Raw genomic sequence first — 21333 nt, forward strand, 5'->3', positions numbered from 1 at the left:
CTTCAAAAAAACGGCAACGCCGTTTTTTTGAAGATATTGTAATTTACCCTTCCCATTCGTAAAGAGGCTTGAGGGCTTGGATGATTACACCTGCGGCTCTACGTCCATCTTCGGCTTGATCCAAGGTCTTTGCTGTCCCATACAGCTTAGACTCCAATTCTTCCACTGTTTGACAAGCCTGAAAGATCGTGTCCAGTAGATCGTTAAGGTCGTAAGTGCTGAGCGGTGACCAATCTTTTTCTGAAGGGCTAAATCGATAGTTCAGCGCCGAAAAAAGCACAATTTTGGCGTGGAGAGGGCAGATATTTCTCGATATTTCTAGTCTGATCTCAAATGGATTAGGAATATAGGCAAGCTTGTGTTTAACAGGCGCAGCATATACCTGTTCGTAGGAACTTTGATAGTTAGACTCCGTATCAGGCTCAGATGCGACTTGGTAAACCCTGGCTTGGGTTATTTGCTGCCTATCATGAGACTCTTTGGGCATAAAAGAATACAGCAAGCCAATGGTATCGATAATTGTGTCCGCAGCGAGAAGGTAGTCTGCTTGCTTGGTCAGACGCTTTACTTGGCTGTTGAGCTTGTGTTTGAGGTGATCTATATTGGGGACATTGACCAGCAAAGTTTGAATCAGTTGGCGTAGATCGAGATACTTAATTTCCTCAGCATCATTTGACCAAAAATCATTGCTAGTGAATAAAATCAATCGCTTAATGCGAAGGATATTTTCACTTTGTTCTAGATCCGCAACAATTTCGTCTAGAAGATTCAAATCTTCCATAAAGTCTCCCGATCGATTCCCAAGTTTTTGCCCAATATGCAATAAGAATAAGCTCTTTTTAATTGCTTATGTTTACTTATTTTTTAATGGCTAACTTTACCATCTGGCATGGTTGCACCACTGAGATTTACGCCAATCATACTGGCACCACTTAACTCGGCACGTTCTAGCACAGCATCGGTCAAATCAGCCCCATCAAGGTTAGACCGTACAAGATAGGCATCGACCAAACTGGCTTGGATTAGCCTTGCCCCACTTAAATTAGCACGACTGAGATCGCATCCTGTCAGAATTGCTTGAACTAAACTGGCATCGCTGAGATCGGCGGCGGCTAGGTTGGCTTTAGAGAGCATGGCACCATCTAAAAGCACTGCTTGTAAATTGGCCTGACTGAGGTCGGCTCTGGTTAGATTAGCCCGTTTCATATTCACACCAGCGAGATTTGCACCACTAGCATTTGCTTCTGCGAGAATCGTGTCTACCATCAACGCACCGTTGAGGTTGGCGCCGCGTAGGTCTACACGACTGAGGGTAGCTTCGCTGAGATCGGCACCAGAGAGATCGGCACCAGAGAGATCGGTTCCACTAAGATTTGCGCCTCTTAGATCGGCTTTATGTAGATTGGCTCCCTGCATACTGGTGTTAGGGTAACCACGCTCTTCACGCACTAAGGCAGCACGTAAGATTGCCCCTCTTAGGTTGGCTCCCTTTAAATTTACACTGCGTAGGTCGGCTTCACTGAGATTGGCATCCATGAGGTTTGCCCAAACCATGTTTGCGCCAAATAGGTTGACACGCTGTAACAAGGCACCTTGGAGGTCTGCCTCGCTGAGATTAATATTCATCATCACAGACTGGTTGAGCGTGGCTCCTCCTAGCTTTGCCGAACTAAGGTTAGCGCTATTTAATGTGGCTTTATTGAGATAGGCAAAAACCAGATTAGACCGTCTGAGATCGGCTTTACTAAAGTTAATTCCGATTAAGTCTGTATTAAAAAAGTTAGCACCAGCAAGGGTTGTCCCTGTAAAGTCTCGCTTACCCGATGCGTATCCTTTGAGAATTTGTTCAGCACTCATATTTGTTTGCCCAACTACGGAGGATCGAAAATTTATAGTTTTTACTAACTAAACGGATTGCCCTGACTGGATTATACTCCCAGCGATATGTTGGAAGGCTGAAATAATACCGTATCTACGGATGGCAAAGGAAGCATTACCTTAATCCAAGCTCCACCTGTTTCAGGATGATTGCTTGCTTGAATCGTACCGTGATGGAGTTGCACAATTTGATAGGCGATCGCGAGTCCTAAACCACTCCCCCCTCGATCTGTGACCACCGATCGCGATCGCGATTGGTCAATGCGATAAAACCGCTCAAATACATGGGGAATGGCTTCCTCGGGAAAACCCGATCCTGCATCAATCACATCGATTTCGACCTGTTCGGCTTGAGGTTGTTCTTGAATCTCTCCAGCTTGAGGTTCTAGATCGTTCGTCTCTAGCTCCTGTAATGCAGAATTCTGAATCGCGGGGGATAGATCGCTCGACTTGACGATATTGACTTTGACAAGCACAGCCCGCTGCTCAGGACTATGTTTAATGCTGTTGTCTAGCAAGTTGAGAAACAAACGATAGAGGCGCGACTCATCAGCTTGGAGGGTTAAATTCTCTAGTCCGCTGTAGGTGAGGCTCACTTGTTTTCGCGTCGCTAGGGGTTCCAGACCACCCCAGGCTGCCTGAATTAATTGCGGTAAATCGACGGGCTTAAGCAATAGCTTGGGAGCCAAACTGGTATCTAGCTGTCCTAGATCGAGCAAATCTTCGACCAAATTGGTCAGCCGCATCACTTCATCGATCAAGCGATCGATCCAAACTCGCATTGCAGACTCGACGCGAGGTTGGAGGGTTTCAGCAATTAGGCGAATCGATGTCAGGGGTGTTTTAAGTTCGTGGGCGACATCCGATGCCCAGCGATCGCGTTGTTGGGTGAGGGTAACTTTTTCTAAGCGATCTTCGATAAAAATCCCTACTTTGCCATCTTCTAGAGGAATGCTATAGCCACAAAGGGGACGACCTTGCTGCTGTACGGGATGTAGCGGATCTGGCACGACCTGATGAAATACCCAAGCTTTTTGCATGGGCTGTTGCTGCGATCGCGTCTGCTCGATTAGCTGATCGAGTTCGTAAGATCGTACCAACTGTAAAAGAAACTGCTGTCTTGCGATCTTTTCATCGTAGATCGGAATTCCCAAAAGCTTTAAAGCTTGAGCGTTAGACCAGTAAAGTCGGTTTTCTTCATCAACTTGAATATATCCAATCGGGGCAACTTGCATGACTTGTTGCCAATCGCTGACCTCTTGTTCTAGCTGACTCAGATTTTGCCATCGCTCGTCGCTATCTGCGCGCGAAGCCTGACTAAAATTGGCGCTGAGCGCTGAGGCTGGCAAGGCCAGCCTAGGTAGACCCTCCGTTTGAAAATTACCCTCTTGATGGGGACTTTGTCGTTTGAGTTGCTGTTTGAGCCGAAAATTTAAGATCGCCCAATAAATACTTAACAGGCTGAATGCGATCGCCATTCCCAATAAGACCCAAAGCAGTTCCATAGGATATTCCTCAGCGATTTAGCAGGTGGCTGTTAGCAATTAGCCATTACCAAAGAAGGTGTTTAGGTAATCCTAACCACCATTCTAGGACAGTAGAGACCAACGGGCGTTATACCTGCTTACCAAATCTGACAATTCTTCCAGTACTGCTTACCCCAGACGGTATCCAAAACCTCTTACAGTTACCAAGTGTTTGGGATCGCTAGGATCGGTTTCTAGCTTTTCACGCAACCAACGAATATGCACATCTACAGTTTTGCTATCACCGACAAAGTCAGCCCCCCAGATTTTCTCTAGTAGCTGTTCGCGCGACCAAACGCGGCGAGGATGACTCATAAATAATTCTAAAATCCGAAATTCTTTGGGCGAAAGGTTGACTTCATCGCCACGTACCATGACACGGCACTCTTGGGGATACATGGTGATGTCACCAAACTTGAGGGCTGCCCCCGTTGCTTGAAAATCGTTGCGACTGCGACGCATTAAAGCGCGACACCGCGCCACCAATTCGCGCATACCAAAGGGTTTGCTCAAGTAGTCGTCAGCACCGACTTCTAAACCTACGATGCGATCGGACTCGCTACCTTTGGCACTGAGCATTAACACAGGAATACCATTGCCTTCGTGGCGGATCATCCGACAGAGATCCAGCCCATTGACGTAGGGCAGCATCACATCCAAAACGATCAGGTCGAGATTTTCGGTTTTGCGGGCAGTACTGAGGGCGGTGTGACCATCTTCTGCCAGTAATACTTCATAGCCTTCATCGCGCAATGCTAGCGCGATCGTATCCCGAATCACTGCTTCATCTTCCACAACCAGCACGCATCCAAGGGAAAAACTCGGTTGAGCTTTGATCAATTCTGTCGATAGCATAAAAACTTTTGGGTTGATGCTTAGGCAAATTCAACCTAATTTTACACTGAGACTGGAGGAGCGATCGCAACCAAAAGTCAACAAAAAACTGTTATAAAAGTTACAGATTATTGGGTTTCTTGCTCAATTCCCGAAATTAAAGCGATTTACATACCTCAAATTTCACCATCTTAAAGCTAGAGGAGCGAGCTATCCACACGTTTGAGTTTGCCGATCGCTTCATGACGAATGCTTTCAAGTAGGGCTTGTAGTCTTGAGGGGGCAACATGACCGCCGCGTACTTCACGATTGGCTGCCTGAGACAAAAAGTTTAAAACGGGTGAAGGTAAGTTTAAAGCCAAACCATTTTTGAGGTGTAGCTCCAATTTGTGCAACCCATTCAGTAAAGGATAACTGCCATACTGTGCGCTTAAGCTAGGCATAGCCTGACCGCCCGTATCAAAATAATCTAGGGAAACCACGCGATAGCTAGGATAAGCTGCTGAACTACCTTGTTGGCTATCCGTATAACCCCGTAGTTCATTGAGGGCAAATTGCTCTAACGCAACTAAATGGTGAGCCTGGGCAAAATCTAGCAATTTTTCTAGGGCAGCACTTAGAGAGGATAACTCTTCTTGATTTTCTAGGTCGGTTTCTGAGCTTGTGAAAGATACAGATTCTAACGTTTCTACAACTTCTTTGAGGCTACAAGACTTCGTGAGCATACTTTCTTGATGCTAGCTAAACGACTAGGTTGAAAATTTTTAGTCAAGGCTTTGATGTTATCAATTATACAAGACTGTTTTAATTGGGGCATCGATGCATTATTTCTCTTAAGCTTATCGATCGCAAAATCCCAGATCGATTGCCAATAGAATAGTGAATAGCTCTACACAATTACGGAAGGAAAAAGTAGTCACAATGCCAACCACTGATTCTCAAGTTGTTTCGGTACAAGACACACCAACAATTGACATCCCCAAGCAAGGGATGCCCGTCACCATTATTACGGGTTTTTTGGGGAGCGGAAAGACCACCCTACTCAACCATATTCTGCAAAATCAACAGGACTTAAAAGTTGCAGTTTTGGTGAATGAATTTGGCGATATTAACATTGATAGCCAGTTGCTCATTTCTATCGATGAAAACATGATGGAACTCAGTAACGGCTGTATTTGCTGCACGATTAATGATGGTTTGGTCGAGGCGGTCTATGATGTTTTAGAAAAAAGCGATCGCATCGATTACATGATTGTTGAAACCACAGGAGTTGCCGATCCTTTGCCGATCGCGCTGACGTTTTTAGGTACTGAGTTAAAGCACCTTACCCGTCTCGATTCAATTTTGACTGTGATTGATGCTGAGGCATTTACGCCCGAGCATTTCAATAGCGAAGCTGCCTTCAGCCAGTTGATGTATGGCGATATCATTATTCTCAATAAGACCGATCTGGCGACACCAGAAAAGATTGTGGAATTAGAGGAATATATTGCCAAAACGAAAAATAAGGCAAGAGTAATCAAATCTCAACATGGGGTTGTGCCGTTGCCGCTAATTTTAGATATCCAACTCGATCAGTCTGCACTGAGTTCAAAAGAGCCAGAACACGATCATCACCACCACGATCATGATCATCACGATCACGGGCATGAAGATCATGAGCATCATCACCACGACCATCATCACTCCGAGCATCTAGCGAATGATGGCTTTGTTTCGATCTCATTTCAAAGCGATCGTCCCCTCAGCTTAGATAAATTTCAAGATTTCCTAGACAAACACCTGCCTGTTGATGTGTTTCGTGCCAAGGGCGTTCTCAATTTTACTGTTACTGGCATCGACAATCGCTATATTTTTCAACTGAGCGGCAAGCGTTACGAACTAAAAACCGACGATCGCGCTAAGCCTTTAAACAACCAGTTGGTTCTAATTGGGCGCAATCTCGATCGCGACGAATTGCTACGGCAGCTTACGGATTGCTTGGAATAGTCCCAAACGCGCAAATCCCCAGCTTTTTCTGAAAAAGTTGGGGATCTTGATATAGCTAACAGCTAAATGCTTTTAGGCAGCGATCGCTTGGGTCAGGGGTTGCCAAGTTACTTCGCGTCCACTGGCAACCTCAATCACAATTTTGACTCTTGAGTCTTTGGCTGGGATTTGGCTGATGACCTCAAGTTCTTGCCGAGATAAATATTTACCCTCGGTTAGCCAGACGACCAAGCCCTTTGATTTTTCGGGTAGGCTAGCTAGACGATACTGAATCAGGGGCGGAATAAAGTAGGTTCTAATCTGAGTCTTGCCCAAGTGAGAGGGTCTAATGCCATGAACGCCAGTTAAGAAACTAGATACATCCCCTAGACCGCGTGCGGTAATAAACAAGACGTCATACCCTGAGCTTCGGAGTTTGCGTTGGTAGCGCCCCTCATAGCCACCTTCGGGCGGCACATACATAGCTAAAGCACCAGCTTTCTCGATGTCTTTGACAATTTTATTGCTTGTAATCAGTGGCATGGTTGTACTTATTCAGTGTGACTCAACTAAAAACTACTATGTTCAATAGTAAAGGAATTATTGAGAAAAACAACGGGACTGGGCGGATTTGAACCGCCGACCTAGCGCTTCAGATTTGTGCGAGTTTCCTCACTCTCTGGACTATACCTTCACCTTAGACTTTAGCCTTTAGAGACATTAAGCCTTTAGGTGGCGACCATCTAGTCTCTACTCCTTCATGAGCGAAATTTCATAGTAGTCTATGTAGTCTCGACTCAAGCTTGGATCGGTATTGCCATGAAGTGCGTATATTTTGAACCGATCACTTTTTAGGTTTCACCGAGTTTGATCGCATTCACACATTAAGTTTCCTTAATGGTGCCCGAATGTTCAGGAGGCGCTTGCTCTATCCAACTGAGCCACAGCCCCAACTAAGACTTAAATTTATATTATTTAGCCTCATTAAGTATAGGCTTTACTGACTTGTAGACACAAAAAGTTCAATATGTCTTTTTCTATTAAGAAAATGTATTGACAAACACTGTTTGATAGGTTATCTTAAAATGCTTATGCCTTGATCAGGCGAGACACATTCTACGCTCACTAAACTGCAGTCATTAGTGCATGAACAAGCCAACACTTATAACTCCTGCTTTTGCTCTACCAGATCTTGTAGAAATTCAGCGGGAGAGTTTCCGATGGTTTCTAGAAGAAGGACTGATTGAAGAGCTCGATAGCTTCTCTCCCATCACCGACTATACAGGCAAAATGGAATTACATTTTGTCGCTAAGGATTACAAGCTCAAACGCCCCAAATACGATGTTGATGAAGCGAAGCGCCGCGATGCGACTTACGCCGTGCAAATGTATGTGCCAACGCGCCTCATCAATAAAGAAACAGGTGAAATTAAAGAACAAGAAGTTTTCATTGGCGATCTACCATTGATGACCGATCGCGGCACATTCATCATCAACGGTGCTGAGCGTGTAATCGTCAACCAAATTGTGCGTAGCCCCGGGGTTTACTACAAAGAAGAAATTGACAAGAACGGTCGCCGTACTTACAACGCTAGCCTTATCCCTAACCGTGGTGCTTGGCTAAAATTTGAGACAGACAAAAACGATCTGGTGTGGGTACGTATTGATAAAACCCGCAAATTATCGGCGCAGGTCTTGCTCAAAGCGATCGGGCTTACTGATGCTGAAATTTTGGATTCCCTGACTCATCGAGAGTATTTCCAAAAAACCATCGATAAAGAAGGTCAATTTGACGAAGACGAAGCCCTGAAAGAGCTTTATCGCAAGTTGCGTCCCGGCGAACCGCCGACTGAATCAGGCGGTCGCGAACTTCTGAAATCGCGCTTTTTCGATCCTAAGCGTTACGATTTAGGGCGCGTGGGTCGTTATAAGTTAAACAAAAAGCTTCGTCTCAACACCCCTGACACCACAAGGGTATTGACCGAAAAAGACATTTTGACCGCGATCAACTACTTGATCAACCTCAAGTTTGATGTCGGTCAAACCGATGACATCGACCACTTGGGCAATCGTCGCGTTAGATCTGTGGGCGAACTGTTGCAAAACCAAGTGCGGGTTGGTCTCAATCGTCTAGAGCGGATCATCCGCGAACGGATGACTGTTTCTGATGTTGATGCCTTAACACCAGCTTCCTTGGTTAACCCTAAGCCTCTCGTTGCGGCAATCAAAGAATTTTTTGGTTCCAGCCAACTGTCTCAGTTTATGGATCAAACCAATCCTTTGGCAGAGCTAACCCACAAACGTCGTCTTAGCGCCCTTGGTCCTGGTGGTCTGACCCGCGAACGTGCAGGCTTTGCGGTACGTGATATTCACCCCAGTCACTACGGCCGCATTTGCCCGATTGAAACACCTGAAGGCCCTAACGCTGGACTGATTGGCTCGTTGGCTACCCACGCGCGGGTCAATCCCTATGGCTTTATTGAAACTCCCTACTATCCCGTAGAGGATGGACGCGTGCGCCGAGATTTAGCGCCTGTGTACATGACTGCGGATGAGGAAGATGAATTTCGCGTGGCTCCTGGGGACATTCCCAACGACGAGTCCGGGAAAATCACCAGCGATCTCGTACCCGTGCGCTATCGCCAAGAGTTCGGTACAGCGACACCTCACGAAGTTGACTACGTAGCCGTTTCGCCTGTGCAGATTATCTCTGTTGCCACATCACTGATTCCTTTCTTGGAGCATGATGATGCCAACCGCGCTCTGATGGGCTCAAACATGCAACGTCAGGCAGTCCCCCTACTCAGACCCGAGCGACCTTTGGTGGGTACGGGGTTAGAGTCTCAAGCGGCAAGAGACTCAGGCATGGTGATTGTGTCTCGCAGCGACGGTGAAGTTAGTTATGTTTCGGCGGATGAGATTCGGGTTCGCTCCGATGATGGTCATGAGCTTCGCTACTATTTGCAAAAATATCAGCGGTCTAACCAAGATACTTGTTTGAACCAACGCCCGATTGTATTTGCTGGCGATCGCGTGGTTACAGGTCAAGTCATGGCAGATGGCTCCGCCACTGAAGGCGGCGAATTGGCACTAGGTCAGAATATTCTAGTTGCCTACATGCCTTGGGAAGGCTACAACTACGAAGACGCGATCTTAATCAACGAGCGTCTGGTTTACGACGATGTTTACACTTCAATTCACATTGAGAAATATGAGATTGAAGCGCGTCAAACCAAACTAGGTCCTGAAGAAATTACCCGTGAAATCCCCAACGTCGGCGAAGATTCGCTGCGTCAGTTAGACGAACAGGGCATTATTCGGATTGGGGCATGGGTATCGTCAGGAGACATCCTTGTGGGTAAGGTAACGCCCAAGGGTGAATCCGATCAGCCCCCTGAAGAGAAGCTCCTGCGCGCAATCTTTGGTGAAAAGGCCAGAGATGTCCGCGATAACTCTCTGCGCGTGCCAAATGGTGAAAAGGGTCGTGTGGTAGACGTCCGTGTCTTTACCCGCGAACAGGGCGATGAGTTGCCGCCGGGTGCCAACATGGTTGTCCGTGTCTACGTTGCTCAAAAACGTAAGATTCAAGTAGGGGACAAAATGGCGGGTCGCCACGGTAACAAGGGGATTATTTCCCGCATTTTGCCTAAAGAGGATATGCCTTTCCTCCCTGATGGTACGCCGATTGATATTGTGCTTAACCCACTGGGTGTACCTTCTCGGATGAACGTCGGTCAAGTGTTTGAATGCTTGCTGGCTTGGGCAGGGGAAAACCTAGATGTCAGATTTAAGGTGGTTCCCTTCGATGAAATGTATGGTGAAGAAGCATCTCGCGTCACTGTTCATGAGAAATTGAAAGAATCGCAGAATGCTACAGGTGAAGAATGGCTATTCGATCCCGAACATCCTGGCAAATTGCAAGTCTTTGATGGACGGACGGGCGAACCTTTCGATCAACCGATCACGGTGGGCAAGGCATACATGCTCAAACTGGTTCACCTTGTCGATGACAAGATCCACGCTCGTTCTACAGGACCTTACTCGTTGGTAACGCAGCAACCCCTTGGTGGTAAAGCGCAACAGGGTGGTCAGCGATTTGGAGAAATGGAAGTCTGGGCATTGGAAGCTTTTGGTGCTGCCTATACGCTACAAGAGTTACTCACAGTCAAGTCCGACGATATGACCGGACGGAATGAGTCCCTCAATGCGATCGTCAAGGGTCAGTCTATTCCTCGACCTGGTACGCCTGAGTCCTTTAAGGTTCTGGTGCGAGAGTTGCAATCACTCTGCCTAGATGTTTCTGTACACAAGTTGTCTGATGATGGCAACAACCAAGATACCGAAGTCGATCTGATGGTGGATGTAAGTGCCCGTCGCACCCCAAGCCGTCCAACCTATGAGTCGATCTACAGAGATGATGAAGATGAGGATGAAGAATAGCTTCAAGTCTGGGGTTTGAGATCCAGTGATTTAAACATGATTTAAATCTAGATCTTGACCTCTAGGTTTTGAAAAGGCTTCACGTTACAGGCTGAAACTACATCAGTCGCGATCTCGGGCAATCCATAAAATTGCCCTTTCCATGAATTTCTAGAAACTGACTACTGATTTTTTTATAAAGGACGTTTTACTTATGGCGAAAGTGGAACAGCGGTTTGATTATGTCAAGATTGGTTTGGCATCACCCGAGCGTGTTCGTAAGTGGGGAGAACGTACCCTACCCAATATGCAGGTGGTTGGTGAGGTAACCAAACCCGAAACAATCAATTACCGTACGCTCAAGCCTGAAATGGATGGGTTGTTTTGCGAAAAGATCTTTGGCCCTGCCAAAGATTGGGAATGTCACTGTGGCAAGTACAAACGCGTACGCCATCGCGGCATTGTTTGCGAACGTTGTGGTGTTGAGGTGACTGAGTCGCGCGTGCGCCGTCACCGCATGGGCTATATCAAACTGGCGGCGCCAGTTACCCATGTTTGGTATCTCAAGGGGATTCCTAGCTATATGGCGACGCTTTTAGACATGCCTCTACGTGATGTAGAGCAGATTGTCTACTTCAATGCCTATGTGGTGTTAAATCCTGGGCTTGAATCGGAAGTTGATGGCGAAGTTACGGAAGTATTAAGCGATCGCATTCGTATCCGCGTCATTGACGGATCGGACAAGACCTACGATCTGCATCCCAAGCATAAGGCAATCGTTTCGAAGGGCGATGTTATAGAAGTTGGTCAAGCGATCGCAACAGCGTACGATCTTTCCTACAAACAGCTACTTACCGAAGATCAGTGGTTAGGGCTAGAAGATCAAATCTATGCTGAAGATCCGCCCATTGAGGGTGTAGAAGTCGGCATTGGTGCAGAAGCTGTTCAACAGTTACTATCAAAAATCAATCTAGAAAAGCAAGCAGAATATCTGCGTCGAGAAATTGACACCTCTAAAGGGCAAAAGCGTGCCAAGTTAATCAAGCGTCTGCGCGTGGTTGATAACTTTGTGGCAACTGGCTCTAAGCCTGAATGGATGGTGCTAGAAGTCATTCCTGTGATTCCACCCGATCTGCGGCCGATGGTGCAACTAGATGGTGGTCGATTTGCCACCAGTGACCTGAACGATCTATATCGTCGGGTGATCAATCGCAATAATCGTCTGGCGCGTTTACAAGAAATTCTGGCACCTGAAATTATCGTTCGCAATGAAAAGCGGATGTTGCAGGAAGCTGTCGATGCCCTAATTGATAACGGTCGGCGCGGTCGCACGGTTGTAGGTGCAAATAATCGTCCCCTTAAATCGCTATCAGACATTATTGAAGGTAAGCAGGGGCGTTTCCGTCAGAACCTTTTGGGTAAACGGGTTGACTACTCTGGTCGTTCGGTGATTGTGGTTGGACCTAACCTCAAGATCCACCAATGTGGCTTGCCTAAGGAAATGGCGATCGAGCTATTCCAACCCTTTGTGATCAATCGCCTGATCCGAGCTGGTTTGGTAAATAACATTAAAGCTGCGAAAAAGCTAATCCAGCGTAACGATCCAGCCATTTGGGATGTTTTGCAGGATGTTATTCGCGATCACCCTGTGATGCTAAACCGCGCACCAACCTTGCACCGACTAGGGATTCAAGCCTTTGAGCCGATTTTAGTCGATGGGCGGGCAATTCAATTACATCCCCTCGTATGTCCTGCATTTAACGCCGACTTTGACGGTGACCAAATGGCTGTGCATGTGCCTTTATCTCTAGAAGCACAGGCAGAAGCACGTCTTTTGATGTTGGCATCCAACAACATTCTCTCCCCCGCAACGGGACGTCCGATCGTCGCACCTAGCCAAGATATGGTGCTGGGATGTTACTATCTCACGGTCGATGCCAAACAGCAAGAAGCAGAAAAACGTTTCTTTGCTAGTTTTAACGATGTTGTCATGGCCTATGGGGAGCACGAACTGGATCTGCATTCGCCCATATGGGTACGCTTTGATGGCGTACTTGAGGGGGATGGTGAGAATGAAGAAGCTTACGAAGAGACTACCGACGACTTTGGCTTTAAGCTCAAACTCTACAATTCGCGCAGGGTCAGAGAAGACGCCGATGGCAATGTTATCTACCAATACATCAAAACCACGCCAGGTCGTGTCATTTTTAACCAAGCTATCTATAACTCGCTCGTCAGCTAAAAAATAAAGATCTAGAAGGTCGAACCCGATCAGTTCCAGAAGCCGAACTTTAGAACTAATGAACATGCCGTTCTAGGTTCTAAAGTTCATTCAGAACTGTCAACTATTGATAACCACCATTGATAACGAACAGCTAAGAACTATGGCAGATCAAACCGTTAACAACGCAGAAACCACAAAACCTCGGAGATTTATCAATCGCCAAGTTGACAAAGGGCAGTTAAAAAAGTTAATTGCTTGGGCTTTTACCGAACATGGTACTTCTAGTGCTGCCAATCTGGCTGATGAGCTAAAAGCTCTGGGATTTAGATATGCTACCCAGGCAGGTATTTCTATCAGTGTAGATGACTTGCAAATTCCTCCTACCAAAAAACAATTGTTGGCTGAGGCAGAAGAAGAAATTGAATTAACTGAAGATCGCTATACCCGTGGCGAGATCACAGAAGTTGAACGTTTCCAAAAGGTGATTGATACTTGGAACCAAGCCAACGAAACCCTTAAAGATGCGGTGGTTCAAAACTTCCGTAATAATAATCCGTTGAACTCCGTCTACATGATGGCATTCTCTGGAGCTAGAGGAAATATCTCCCAGGTTCGTCAGTTAGTGGGAATGCGCGGCCTGATGGCTAATCCTCAAGGGGAAATTATTGACTTACCAATTAAGACAAATTTTCGCGAAGGCTTAACAGTTACTGAGTATATTATTTCGTCTTACGGTGCGCGTAAAGGACTTGTTGATACTGCACTGCGTACGGCCGATTCGGGATATCTCACTCGTCGTCTCGTGGATGTGTCTCAGGATGTAATTATCCGAGAAGTTGACTGCGGCACAACACGCGGAATTAAGTTGCGGGCGATGAAAGATGGCGATCGCACCTTGATCAAACTGGAAGATCGGCTGTTTGGGCGTGTCTCTGCTGAAGATATTATTGACCCTAAGACAGGAGAGGTCATTGTAGAACGCAATCAATCTATTTCTGACGATCTATCCAAAAAAGTCGCTAAAGCTGGCGTTGAAGAAGTACTCGTGCGCTCTACGCTCACCTGTGAATCTACTCGTTCTGTTTGTCAAACCTGTTATGGGTGGAGCCTAGCCCATGCCAAGGTGGTTGACATTGGTGAAGCTGTGGGAATTATTGCCGCACAGTCCATTGGTGAGCCTGGTACGCAGTTAACCATGCGTACCTTTCACACGGGGGGTGTATTTACGGGTGAAATCGCGCAACAACAGCGCGCTCCCTATGATGGTGCAGTGAAGTGGCCGAAAAAACTAAAAGCCAGAGCCATGCGGACGCGCCATGGTGAAGATGCGTTTATCGTGGAATCCAATGGTGAGTTTACCGTTGAGTACACTGATGGCAAAAAAGAAACCTTCGCAATTACGCAGGGTTCTACGCTGTTAGTCAAGGATGGTCAAAAGGTAACTCAAAATCAACTTCTAGCTGAAGTCGCAGCCCCCGGTCGTACCTCGCGTAAAACCACAGAAAAAGCGACAAAAGCCCTCAATACTGACCTTGCTGGTGAGGTCTTCTTTTCAGAATTAACCATTGAAGAGAAAAAGGATCGCCAAGGCAACACTAACTACATCGCTAGAGGTGAACGCGGTAGAATCTGGGTGCTGGGCGGAGAAGTCTATAACCTTCCACCTGGGGCTGAGCCTGTCGTTAAAAATGGCGATCGCATTGAACTCGATGGTGTACTTGCTGAAACCCGCTTGATTACAGAGCATGGCGGTGTGGTTCGCTTTACCCAAGAGGAAAATCGCAGCAATCCCGAAGATCAAGACCAAGATGAAGTTCTGCAAAATCGCGAAATTGAGATTATTACCGCCTCTGTGGTCTTAGACCAAGCCAAGGTAATTACAGAAAATTCTCAAGGACGCGAGCATTATATTCTTGAAACCAAAGGTGGTCAGCAGTTCTCGCTGAAGGCATCTCCAGGGACAAAGGTGATCAACAATCAAGTTGTTGCCGAATTGATTGATGGGACTTACCACACCAAGAGTGGTGGCATTATCAAATATGCAGGTGTGGAGGTTTCCAAACGTAGCAAAGCTAAGCAGGGCTATGAAGTCACCAAGGGTGGCACCTTACTTTGGATTCCTGAAGAAGCTCATGAGGTCAACAAAGACATCACGCTACTCATGGTGGAAGATGGTCAGTATATTGAAGCTGGAACAGAAGTTGTCAAGGATATCCTCTGTCAGAGCGCTGGTGTGGTCGAAGTCACCCAGAAAAACGACATTCTGCGGGAGATTGTGATCAAGCCTGGCAATCTGCACCTAGTGGATGACCCACAAACTGCAATGCGCAAAGATAAGACCCTTGCCTATCCAGGCACAGAAATTATGCCTGACTTGGTGGCTACTGAGCTGCGCTATGTGGAATATGTCGATACTCCTGAGGGACCTGCCTTGCTTCTGCGTCCTGTAGAAGAGTTTCAAGTGCCTGACGAGCCCGATGTACCCAGCCAAGAATCTGTAAATCAAGAAGGGCGATCGATTCGACTCAGACCCGTGCAACGGATGCCCTATAAGGATGGCGAGCGGGTCAAATCGATTGATGGATTGGAGTTACTTAAGACTCAGTTAATCCTTGAAGTTGACACCGATGCACCCCAACTTGCTGCCGACATTGAATTTATTGCCGATGAAAATGATTCTGAAAGCTTGCGACTGCAACTCGTAATCTTGGAATCTTTGGTGATTCGTCAAGATATGGCTGCCGATCCTACACAGGGAACGACACGTACTCGTCTTTTGGTGACGGAAGGCGAACGCATCGAACCTGGGGCTGTGGTTGCTCGCACTGAAATTCTTTGTAAGCGTGCAGGGGAAGTACGAGGGATCCGTGAAGGCACAGAGCAAGTTCGCCGTGTGCTGGTGGTTACCGATCTCGATCGCGTCTCTGTTCCCTGTGCGAAGCCCTCAGTCAAGGAAGGCGACCTGCTCCGTTCAAGCGATCCTCTTGGTGGTGGTGTAATTGCCCCAGAATCAGGACAAGTCGTTTCCATAGACCAAGGAAACGTCACCTTACGCATTGGTCGTCCCTATCTGGTTTCCCCAGGTGCGTTGCTGCAAATTAAAGATGCCGATCTCGTTCAACGGGGTGACAACCTTGCACTCCTTGTGTTTGAACGGGCTAAAACGGGTGACATTATTCAAGGTTTACCTCGAATTGAAGAATTGCTGGAAGCTCGCAAGCCCAAGGAAATGTGCGTTCTTGCCAAAATTGCTGGGACTGTGCAGGTTGCCTATGATTCTGATGACAATCCTGAAGTGCGTGTGATCGGCACCGACGGAACCGTTGATGATGACTACTTTATTAGTCCAGGGCAAAGTTTACTGGTCTCTGACGGTCAAGTCGTTAAAGCAGCGGAACCCCTAACCGATGGACCTGCTAACCCCCATGATATTCTGGATATCTTCTTCCAAACCTATAGAGAAATCTACGGTATCAGAAAAGCAGCCCTAGAAAGCTTGCAGAAAGTGCAAGAGTTTCTGGTTGAGGAAGTACAAAGGGTTTACCAATCTCAAGGTGTAGATATCTCTGATAAACACATTGAGGTTGTGGTCAAACAGATGACTTCTAAAGTGCGCATTGATGATGGTGGAGATACCACCCGTCTGCCAGGTGAATTGGTCGATCTGCATCAGGTTGAGCAAATCAATGAAGCCATGGAAATCACGGGCGGTGTTCCCGCTGAGTACACACCCGTAATGATGGGGATTACCAAGGCTAGTTTAAACACGGATAGCTTTATCTCGGCAGCCAGTTTCCAAGAAACAACGAGAGTCTTGACTGAAGCCGCGATCGAAGGAAAATCTGACTGGTTGCGTGGTTTGAAAGAGAACGTGATTATTGGACGCTTAATTCCTGCGGGTACGGGCTTCAATGCTTACGACAACACTTCGGCGGATTCGGAAATTATCCATGATTCAGCGATCGCCTACGACGATGAGTCTGATGATGTGATTATTGATGACAACATCGCTCGGACTTACCAACTCGATACGCGTCTTGAGAGCCGACTCGACACAAGAACGCCCCCAGCAGACATTCGTGCCTATGACGATGAACTGGTTGATGATGACGTCGAGCTTGAAGATGAAGACGATGATGACTTTGAGGATATCGACGATGACGACATGGTTGATTAGGGCTCGATCTGGCGATTAAAGCATAATGATGTGTGAGGGGCTGGCTAAGGGTAAGATACCTACTAGTCAGCCCCTCACACTGTTAAAGCTCGATAACAACTATTTGGTAAACAGCAAACTTATGTCTGAAAGAAAGCCGAATCTCCTTATTCCCGCCATTGGGGCTGCAGTAGTCGCAGCAGGCGGTGCTGGTGCTTACTTTTACTTTAATAAACCTGTAACAAACCCTGGTGGTACGCCCACGCCTGTCTCTGGCGCTGTAAATTTGGTACCCAAACAGGCATTAATGGCTATTACGATCTCTACCGACGGTGTAGCCCTCGCTCAACTCGATCAATTTCTCCCACCTGAGGTCAAAAAACAGTTTGATGCAACGCTCAACCAAGCCAAGCAAAGTACGTTAGCTTCATCAGATTTTGATTTTGAAAAAGATATCAAACCCTGGGCAGGGAATAGTGTTGTGATCGCTATTTTACCTAAGGCAAAGCCTTCAGCCCTGCTCCCCTCGACGACACCACGTTATGTGCCAGTTTCTGATACAGGCACGATTCAGCTCGTCCAAACACCTACACCTCCTGCAACCGCAAGTACCGAGATTCCCAATATGTTGATCGTTGCAGAGATCAAGGATAAGGCTGGCGCCACGCAATTTACTGAAAAAGTTAAAACCAAAGCGGGTGGCAAGCCCAGTCAATCTGATTACAAAGGCATCCAAATTTCAAAATTTGGTGAGGGGTCTAAGGAAACAAGTTCAGCCTTTGTGGGCGACTATCTCGTTGTTTCGCCACAAGTGCAGACCGTGCAAAAAGCGATCGATACCTTTAAGGGTGAAGCTTCTTTGTCTAGTGCCTTAAGTGCTGACAATTTAGAACTCAAAAATCCTCTGATTCAGCTCTACATTCCAGACTTTGCGAATTCTGTACAGCAGATGGCGGCAATGAATCCGCAAACTCCTCCGCTCACACCTGAGTCTTTGGAACAGATTAAACAAATTACTGCTTTCAACATGGGTGCGGGGGTTGATAGTGAGGGAATTCGCGTCAAAATGATCGCCAAGATCGATCCTAATTTCACTAAGGTGGAATATAAAACCTCTCCAGGTAAAGTGATCTCACAGTTGCCCTCCCAAACCTTTGCTTTGGTAACAGGTATCGATCTAAATTCCAGTTGGAAGCGATTTCTTGAAGCTGCTGCTAGGGTTCCTGATGCGAAAAAGGCTGTGGATCAATGGCGGGAACAAAGTAAAGCCTCCCCACTGGCAATCGATCTTGACAAAGATGTTTTTGGCTGGATGGATGGAGAATTTGCCCTTGGCGCGATCGCTTCTTCGGAAGGCATTTTGGCTCAGTTTGGTGTAGGGCCTGTACTGATTCTCCAAACCTCCAATCGGTCAGCGGCAGAAAGCTTACTCAAAAAGTTTGACGATTTTGTCAAAACTAACGGTGGCTCGGTCACAACCAAAGACGTCGGTGGTGTCTCAGTTACAGAATGGGGCGGTCCCGGTGCACCTCCATTTGTATCCCATGGGTGGCATCAGAAGGATTCATTCTTTATTACAGCAGCACCCTTGGTTAGCACGATCGCACCAAAACCTGCAAGCCCACTAGATGCAGATGCTGTGTTTAAAACAGTTACAGCATCGCTTCTTTCCCCATCAAGCATTGGTTACTTCTATCTTGATATGGAAAAATCTTGGGCTGTAATTAGCAAGTCAATGCCTGAATCGAGCAAAGCCGAGATCCCCCCTGTAGTGATGGAGGCGATCGGCGCCGTGCGTGGTATCGGAGTAACGGTTTCTGTGCCCGATAAATCTACGAGTAAAGCGGAGTTGTTGCTATCACTCAAGCCCAAGCCCGCTGCTAAGTAAACAGCACTCAGCAATCTCAAGAGTCTTGGTATAGATTGGAATTTATCCCAAAAATCTATACCAAGATTCTTTAACGTCATGTCAAAATATATTTAGGTCATTTTCAAAACAGCGGCGATGCCACTTTTTGAACAACCTCGCTTAGCGCGGAACTTAAATCCCAATTTGTTACAGTTTTAATTGAAATTAGTATTAGGATCGAAAAGTCAATCCGTAGAATAAATGCTTGTATGTATAGGCAAGATGCCTGTTTGCAAAAAGTACGGATTGTTTCATATCCATGTGTTAACTCTCATCTAACTCACGCTATAGGCTGTCGGTAATGCCCACTACTCTTGCTCAAGTCCCTAAACAAAAGCTCAAAAATCCACCACTTAAGGTCTATAAGCTAGGCGATCGCGTCTTAAGACAACCTGCTAAGCGGGTTAACAAGATCAATGATGAGATTCGTCAGTTAGCGGTGGAAATGCTGCAAACCATGTATAGCAACGATGGCATTGGTTTGGCTGCACCACAGGTGGGGGTAAACAAACAAGTGATCGTCATTGATATTGAACTTAAAGATGAGACCAAGCCTCCCCTCGTACTGATCAATCCTGAAATTAAATCGATGGGTGGTGAGATCGTTGTTGGCGAAGAGGGTTGTCTGAGTATTCCTGAAGTATTTTTAGACGTGCAACGCCCTGACGAAGTTACAGTTGTCTATCGCGACGAAGAAGGTAGACCTCAGAAACTCGTTACCAATGGATTGCTAGCTAGAGTAATCCAGCATGAGATGGATCATCTTAATGGTGTGATGTTTGTCGATCGCGTCCAAAATGCTACTGCCTTGACCAAAGAACTTACCAAGCATGGCTTCTCGGTTAAAGATGTAGAGTCAGTTAAAGAATAGGCTCAGATCGGCTACGCTCGCTGACCTTCGGTCGTTTTAGACCAAGGCAGAGCAATACATTGGTTTAAATCTAAATCTATTGGTTAACTCTAACTGATCGCAGCCGAGGTTTAGCGAGCAATACGACGGCTTAGGAGTTCTTCTTCTAGAGCGGCAATGCGGTTGTAGGCAGTCGTCAACTGAGCTGTCAGCCTGCGAACTTGCCATTCTGAAGAGATCTCATGCTCGTTTACATGATTTGACCAAGCGGTGTGAGTTTTTTCGACCAGCACATCTTTATGTTCGATCGCCGCAAAGCTTGGCTTTACCGAAGCATCAGCTCCTGCCTGTTGAATTAATGTTGAGGTCACTTGCTGTGGTAGGTTTTCCACAATCTGTGCCAAGTTTCTCACCTGCTGACTGAGTTCCCAAATTTGCTGTTGCAGATGTTCCATAGGACAGAGTATCTATTTTGATACAGGTTTTCGAGGTTGACTCTATGGTACGGAATGAATCTCTAAACTGTCGCGATCGCGGAATGATTTAACTTTTTTGTAGATTAATTTCACGTTTATTCGCAATCGTGAAGGTCAACACTCAGTCTTTAGACATATTTTTTAAATATTCCAAAGAACCAACCCGATCGAGTTGGGCTTGCTTTGTTAAGACCATATTCGCCAGCTCCGCCCGATATACCAACACTTGAGCCAAAAGTTCGGGCTGATAGGTAGCCAAAATCTGCACTGCCAAGAGTCCTGCATTTTCAGCATTGCCGATCGCCACTGTTGCCACGGGTATGCCTTTAGGCATCTGCACGATCGAATACAGAGAATCTACCCCACTGAGTTGCTTCGTTGTTACAGGCACGCCAATTACAGGCAATGGGGAGAGTGCTGCCACCATCCCAGGTAAATGTGCTGCCCCACCAGCTCCTGCAATAATTACCTTAATTCCGCGCTCATGTGCCTGCTTTGCAAAGTCCACCATACGCTCTGGCGTGCGATGGGCTGAAATAATTGCGACTTCATAGGTGACATTAAATTTTTGACAAACCGCGATCGCTGCCTGCATGGTGGGCAAGTCAGAATCACTCCCCATAATGATGCTAACTTGTGGCGTTTCAGTTTGTGGCATGGTTGGCAGTTGGCAGTTCAAATGTTAATTCCAATAAATGCAGATAACCGATAACCTTTTACCGATAATCGAATATATACTACCGAAGAACATGGCTGAGAATACGTTGGTTTTCGAGTCTCAAGCCCTGAACTTGGCTCTGTAACTCTTCGATATCTGCCTGTTGGCGGATCATCAATTCAAATAATTGGAGGTTTTCTTGTTGATAATGCTTTTGCATCTCCATTACCCGAGACATTACAATCGCTAGGTTGTCCACGGATAATTGGATCTGGTTACATGAAATTGTGTCGGTGAATGTCGTCATAGCTTTACCCATCTCTAAAAGTCTAGAATTTGTAAACGCCTTGGTAAGAAATTAAGGTGCATACAAATTAGAATAGGTAACTTTCAAGATTGGTACTTCCCCCATTGAGATTAAGTGAAAGGTCATGC

At 46.5% G+C, this 21333-nt stretch carries 15 protein-coding genes; 6 read left to right on the forward strand and 9 right to left on the reverse strand.

Annotated features, from left to right (window positions below):
* Positions 1-43: 43 nt before the first annotated feature.
* The 5 genes from V2H45_RS05210 to V2H45_RS05230 all read right to left on the reverse strand — a co-directional run bounded on the left by V2H45_RS05210 (position 44) and on the right by V2H45_RS05230 (position 4963).
* Positions 44-781 (reverse strand): hypothetical protein, encoded by a 738-nt coding sequence (locus V2H45_RS05210; protein WP_330482562.1) that lies wholly within the window; start codon positions 779-781, stop codon positions 44-46.
* Positions 782-864: 83 nt separating this feature from the next.
* Entirely contained in the window at positions 865-1857 is a 993-nt protein-coding gene (locus V2H45_RS05215; RefSeq protein ID WP_330482563.1) for a pentapeptide repeat-containing protein, read from the reverse strand.
* A 71-nt stretch (positions 1858-1928) separates the two neighbouring features.
* Positions 1929-3383, reverse strand: a complete 1455-nt coding sequence (locus V2H45_RS05220; protein WP_330482564.1) for a sensor histidine kinase — start codon at positions 3381-3383, stop codon at positions 1929-1931.
* A 150-nt stretch (positions 3384-3533) separates the two neighbouring features.
* Positions 3534-4259: a response regulator transcription factor gene (locus V2H45_RS05225; protein ID WP_330482565.1), complete on the reverse strand. Its 726-nt coding sequence runs from the start codon at positions 4257-4259 to the stop codon at positions 3534-3536.
* Positions 4260-4435: 176 nt separating this feature from the next.
* Positions 4436-4963 carry a hypothetical protein gene (locus V2H45_RS05230; RefSeq protein ID WP_330482566.1) on the reverse strand — a complete coding sequence of 176 codons (528 nt, stop codon included), beginning with the start codon at positions 4961-4963 and terminating at the stop codon, positions 4436-4438.
* 196 nt (positions 4964-5159) lie between these two features.
* On the opposite strand from V2H45_RS05230, the gene V2H45_RS05235 reads away from it, so the two are divergent.
* The gene (locus tag V2H45_RS05235; protein WP_330482567.1) at positions 5160-6227 is read left to right on the forward strand and encodes a CobW family GTP-binding protein; all 1068 of its coding nucleotides are present in this window, start codon (positions 5160-5162) and stop codon (positions 6225-6227) included.
* Positions 6228-6299: 72 nt separating this feature from the next.
* Here V2H45_RS05235 and V2H45_RS05240 read toward each other — a convergent pair whose 3' ends face one another.
* On the reverse strand, positions 6300-6749 hold the full coding sequence (locus V2H45_RS05240; protein ID WP_330482568.1) for an NAD(P)H-quinone oxidoreductase subunit N: 450 nt from the start codon (positions 6747-6749) through the stop codon (positions 6300-6302).
* A 603-nt stretch (positions 6750-7352) separates the two neighbouring features.
* Between V2H45_RS05240 and rpoB the strand changes: the two genes are divergently transcribed.
* From rpoB to def, 5 genes are all read left to right on the forward strand, one after another.
* Positions 7353-10646: a DNA-directed RNA polymerase subunit beta gene (gene rpoB, locus V2H45_RS05245; RefSeq protein ID WP_330482569.1), complete on the forward strand. Its 3294-nt coding sequence runs from the start codon at positions 7353-7355 to the stop codon at positions 10644-10646.
* A gap of 193 nt (positions 10647-10839) precedes the next feature.
* Positions 10840-12867, forward strand: a complete 2028-nt coding sequence (gene rpoC1, locus V2H45_RS05250) for a DNA-directed RNA polymerase subunit gamma (protein ID WP_330482570.1) — start codon at positions 10840-10842, stop codon at positions 12865-12867.
* 142 nt (positions 12868-13009) lie between these two features.
* Complete coding sequence (locus V2H45_RS05255; protein WP_330482571.1) at positions 13010-17026, forward strand: DNA-directed RNA polymerase subunit beta'; 4017 nt, start codon at positions 13010-13012, stop codon at positions 17024-17026.
* A 121-nt stretch (positions 17027-17147) separates the two neighbouring features.
* Complete coding sequence (locus tag V2H45_RS05260; RefSeq protein ID WP_330482572.1) at positions 17148-18893, forward strand: DUF3352 domain-containing protein; 1746 nt, start codon at positions 17148-17150, stop codon at positions 18891-18893.
* A gap of 322 nt (positions 18894-19215) precedes the next feature.
* The gene (def, locus tag V2H45_RS05265) at positions 19216-19785 is read left to right on the forward strand and encodes a peptide deformylase (RefSeq protein WP_330482573.1); all 570 of its coding nucleotides are present in this window, start codon (positions 19216-19218) and stop codon (positions 19783-19785) included.
* Positions 19786-19895: 110 nt separating this feature from the next.
* On the opposite strand, the gene V2H45_RS05270 is transcribed toward def, so the two are convergent.
* The 3 genes from V2H45_RS05270 to V2H45_RS05280 form a co-directional block, all read right to left on the reverse strand.
* Positions 19896-20219: a hypothetical protein gene (locus V2H45_RS05270; RefSeq protein WP_330482574.1), complete on the reverse strand. Its 324-nt coding sequence runs from the start codon at positions 20217-20219 to the stop codon at positions 19896-19898.
* Between the two features lie 142 nt (positions 20220-20361).
* The gene (gene purE, locus V2H45_RS05275; RefSeq protein ID WP_330482575.1) at positions 20362-20898 is read right to left on the reverse strand and encodes a 5-(carboxyamino)imidazole ribonucleotide mutase; all 537 of its coding nucleotides are present in this window, start codon (positions 20896-20898) and stop codon (positions 20362-20364) included.
* Positions 20899-20977: 79 nt separating this feature from the next.
* Positions 20978-21205 carry a hypothetical protein gene (locus tag V2H45_RS05280; RefSeq protein WP_330482576.1) on the reverse strand — a complete coding sequence of 76 codons (228 nt, stop codon included), beginning with the start codon at positions 21203-21205 and terminating at the stop codon, positions 20978-20980.
* Positions 21206-21333 lie beyond the last annotated feature (128 nt).

Origin of the sequence: Tumidithrix elongata BACA0141, assembly GCF_036349135.1 — a bacterium.
GTDB classification, from domain to species: Bacteria; Cyanobacteriota; Cyanobacteriia; order Pseudanabaenales; family Pseudanabaenaceae; genus Tumidithrix; species Tumidithrix elongata.

Coding starts and splice junctions, on each gene's coding strand:
- V2H45_RS05210 (WP_330482562.1), bottom strand. CDS start 781: ATGGAAGATTTGAATCTTCTAGACGAAATTGTTGCGGATCTAGAACAA.
- V2H45_RS05215 (WP_330482563.1), bottom strand. CDS start 1,857: ATGAGTGCTGAACAAATTCTCAAAGGATACGCATCGGGTAAGCGAGAC.
- V2H45_RS05220 (WP_330482564.1), bottom strand. CDS start 3,383: ATGGAACTGCTTTGGGTCTTATTGGGAATGGCGATCGCATTCAGCCTG.
- V2H45_RS05225 (WP_330482565.1), bottom strand. CDS start 4,259: ATGCTATCGACAGAATTGATCAAAGCTCAACCGAGTTTTTCCCTTGGA.
- V2H45_RS05230 (WP_330482566.1), bottom strand. CDS start 4,963: ATGCTCACGAAGTCTTGTAGCCTCAAAGAAGTTGTAGAAACGTTAGAA.
- V2H45_RS05235 (WP_330482567.1), top strand. CDS start 5,160: ATGCCAACCACTGATTCTCAAGTTGTTTCGGTACAAGACACACCAACA.
- V2H45_RS05240 (WP_330482568.1), bottom strand. CDS start 6,749: ATGCCACTGATTACAAGCAATAAAATTGTCAAAGACATCGAGAAAGCT.
- rpoB (WP_330482569.1), top strand. CDS start 7,353: ATGAACAAGCCAACACTTATAACTCCTGCTTTTGCTCTACCAGATCTT.
- rpoC1 (WP_330482570.1), top strand. CDS start 10,840: ATGGCGAAAGTGGAACAGCGGTTTGATTATGTCAAGATTGGTTTGGCA.
- V2H45_RS05255 (WP_330482571.1), top strand. CDS start 13,010: ATGGCAGATCAAACCGTTAACAACGCAGAAACCACAAAACCTCGGAGA.
- V2H45_RS05260 (WP_330482572.1), top strand. CDS start 17,148: ATGTCTGAAAGAAAGCCGAATCTCCTTATTCCCGCCATTGGGGCTGCA.
- def (WP_330482573.1), top strand. CDS start 19,216: ATGCCCACTACTCTTGCTCAAGTCCCTAAACAAAAGCTCAAAAATCCA.
- V2H45_RS05270 (WP_330482574.1), bottom strand. CDS start 20,219: ATGGAACATCTGCAACAGCAAATTTGGGAACTCAGTCAGCAGGTGAGA.
- purE (WP_330482575.1), bottom strand. CDS start 20,898: ATGCCACAAACTGAAACGCCACAAGTTAGCATCATTATGGGGAGTGAT.
- V2H45_RS05280 (WP_330482576.1), bottom strand. CDS start 21,205: ATGACGACATTCACCGACACAATTTCATGTAACCAGATCCAATTATCC.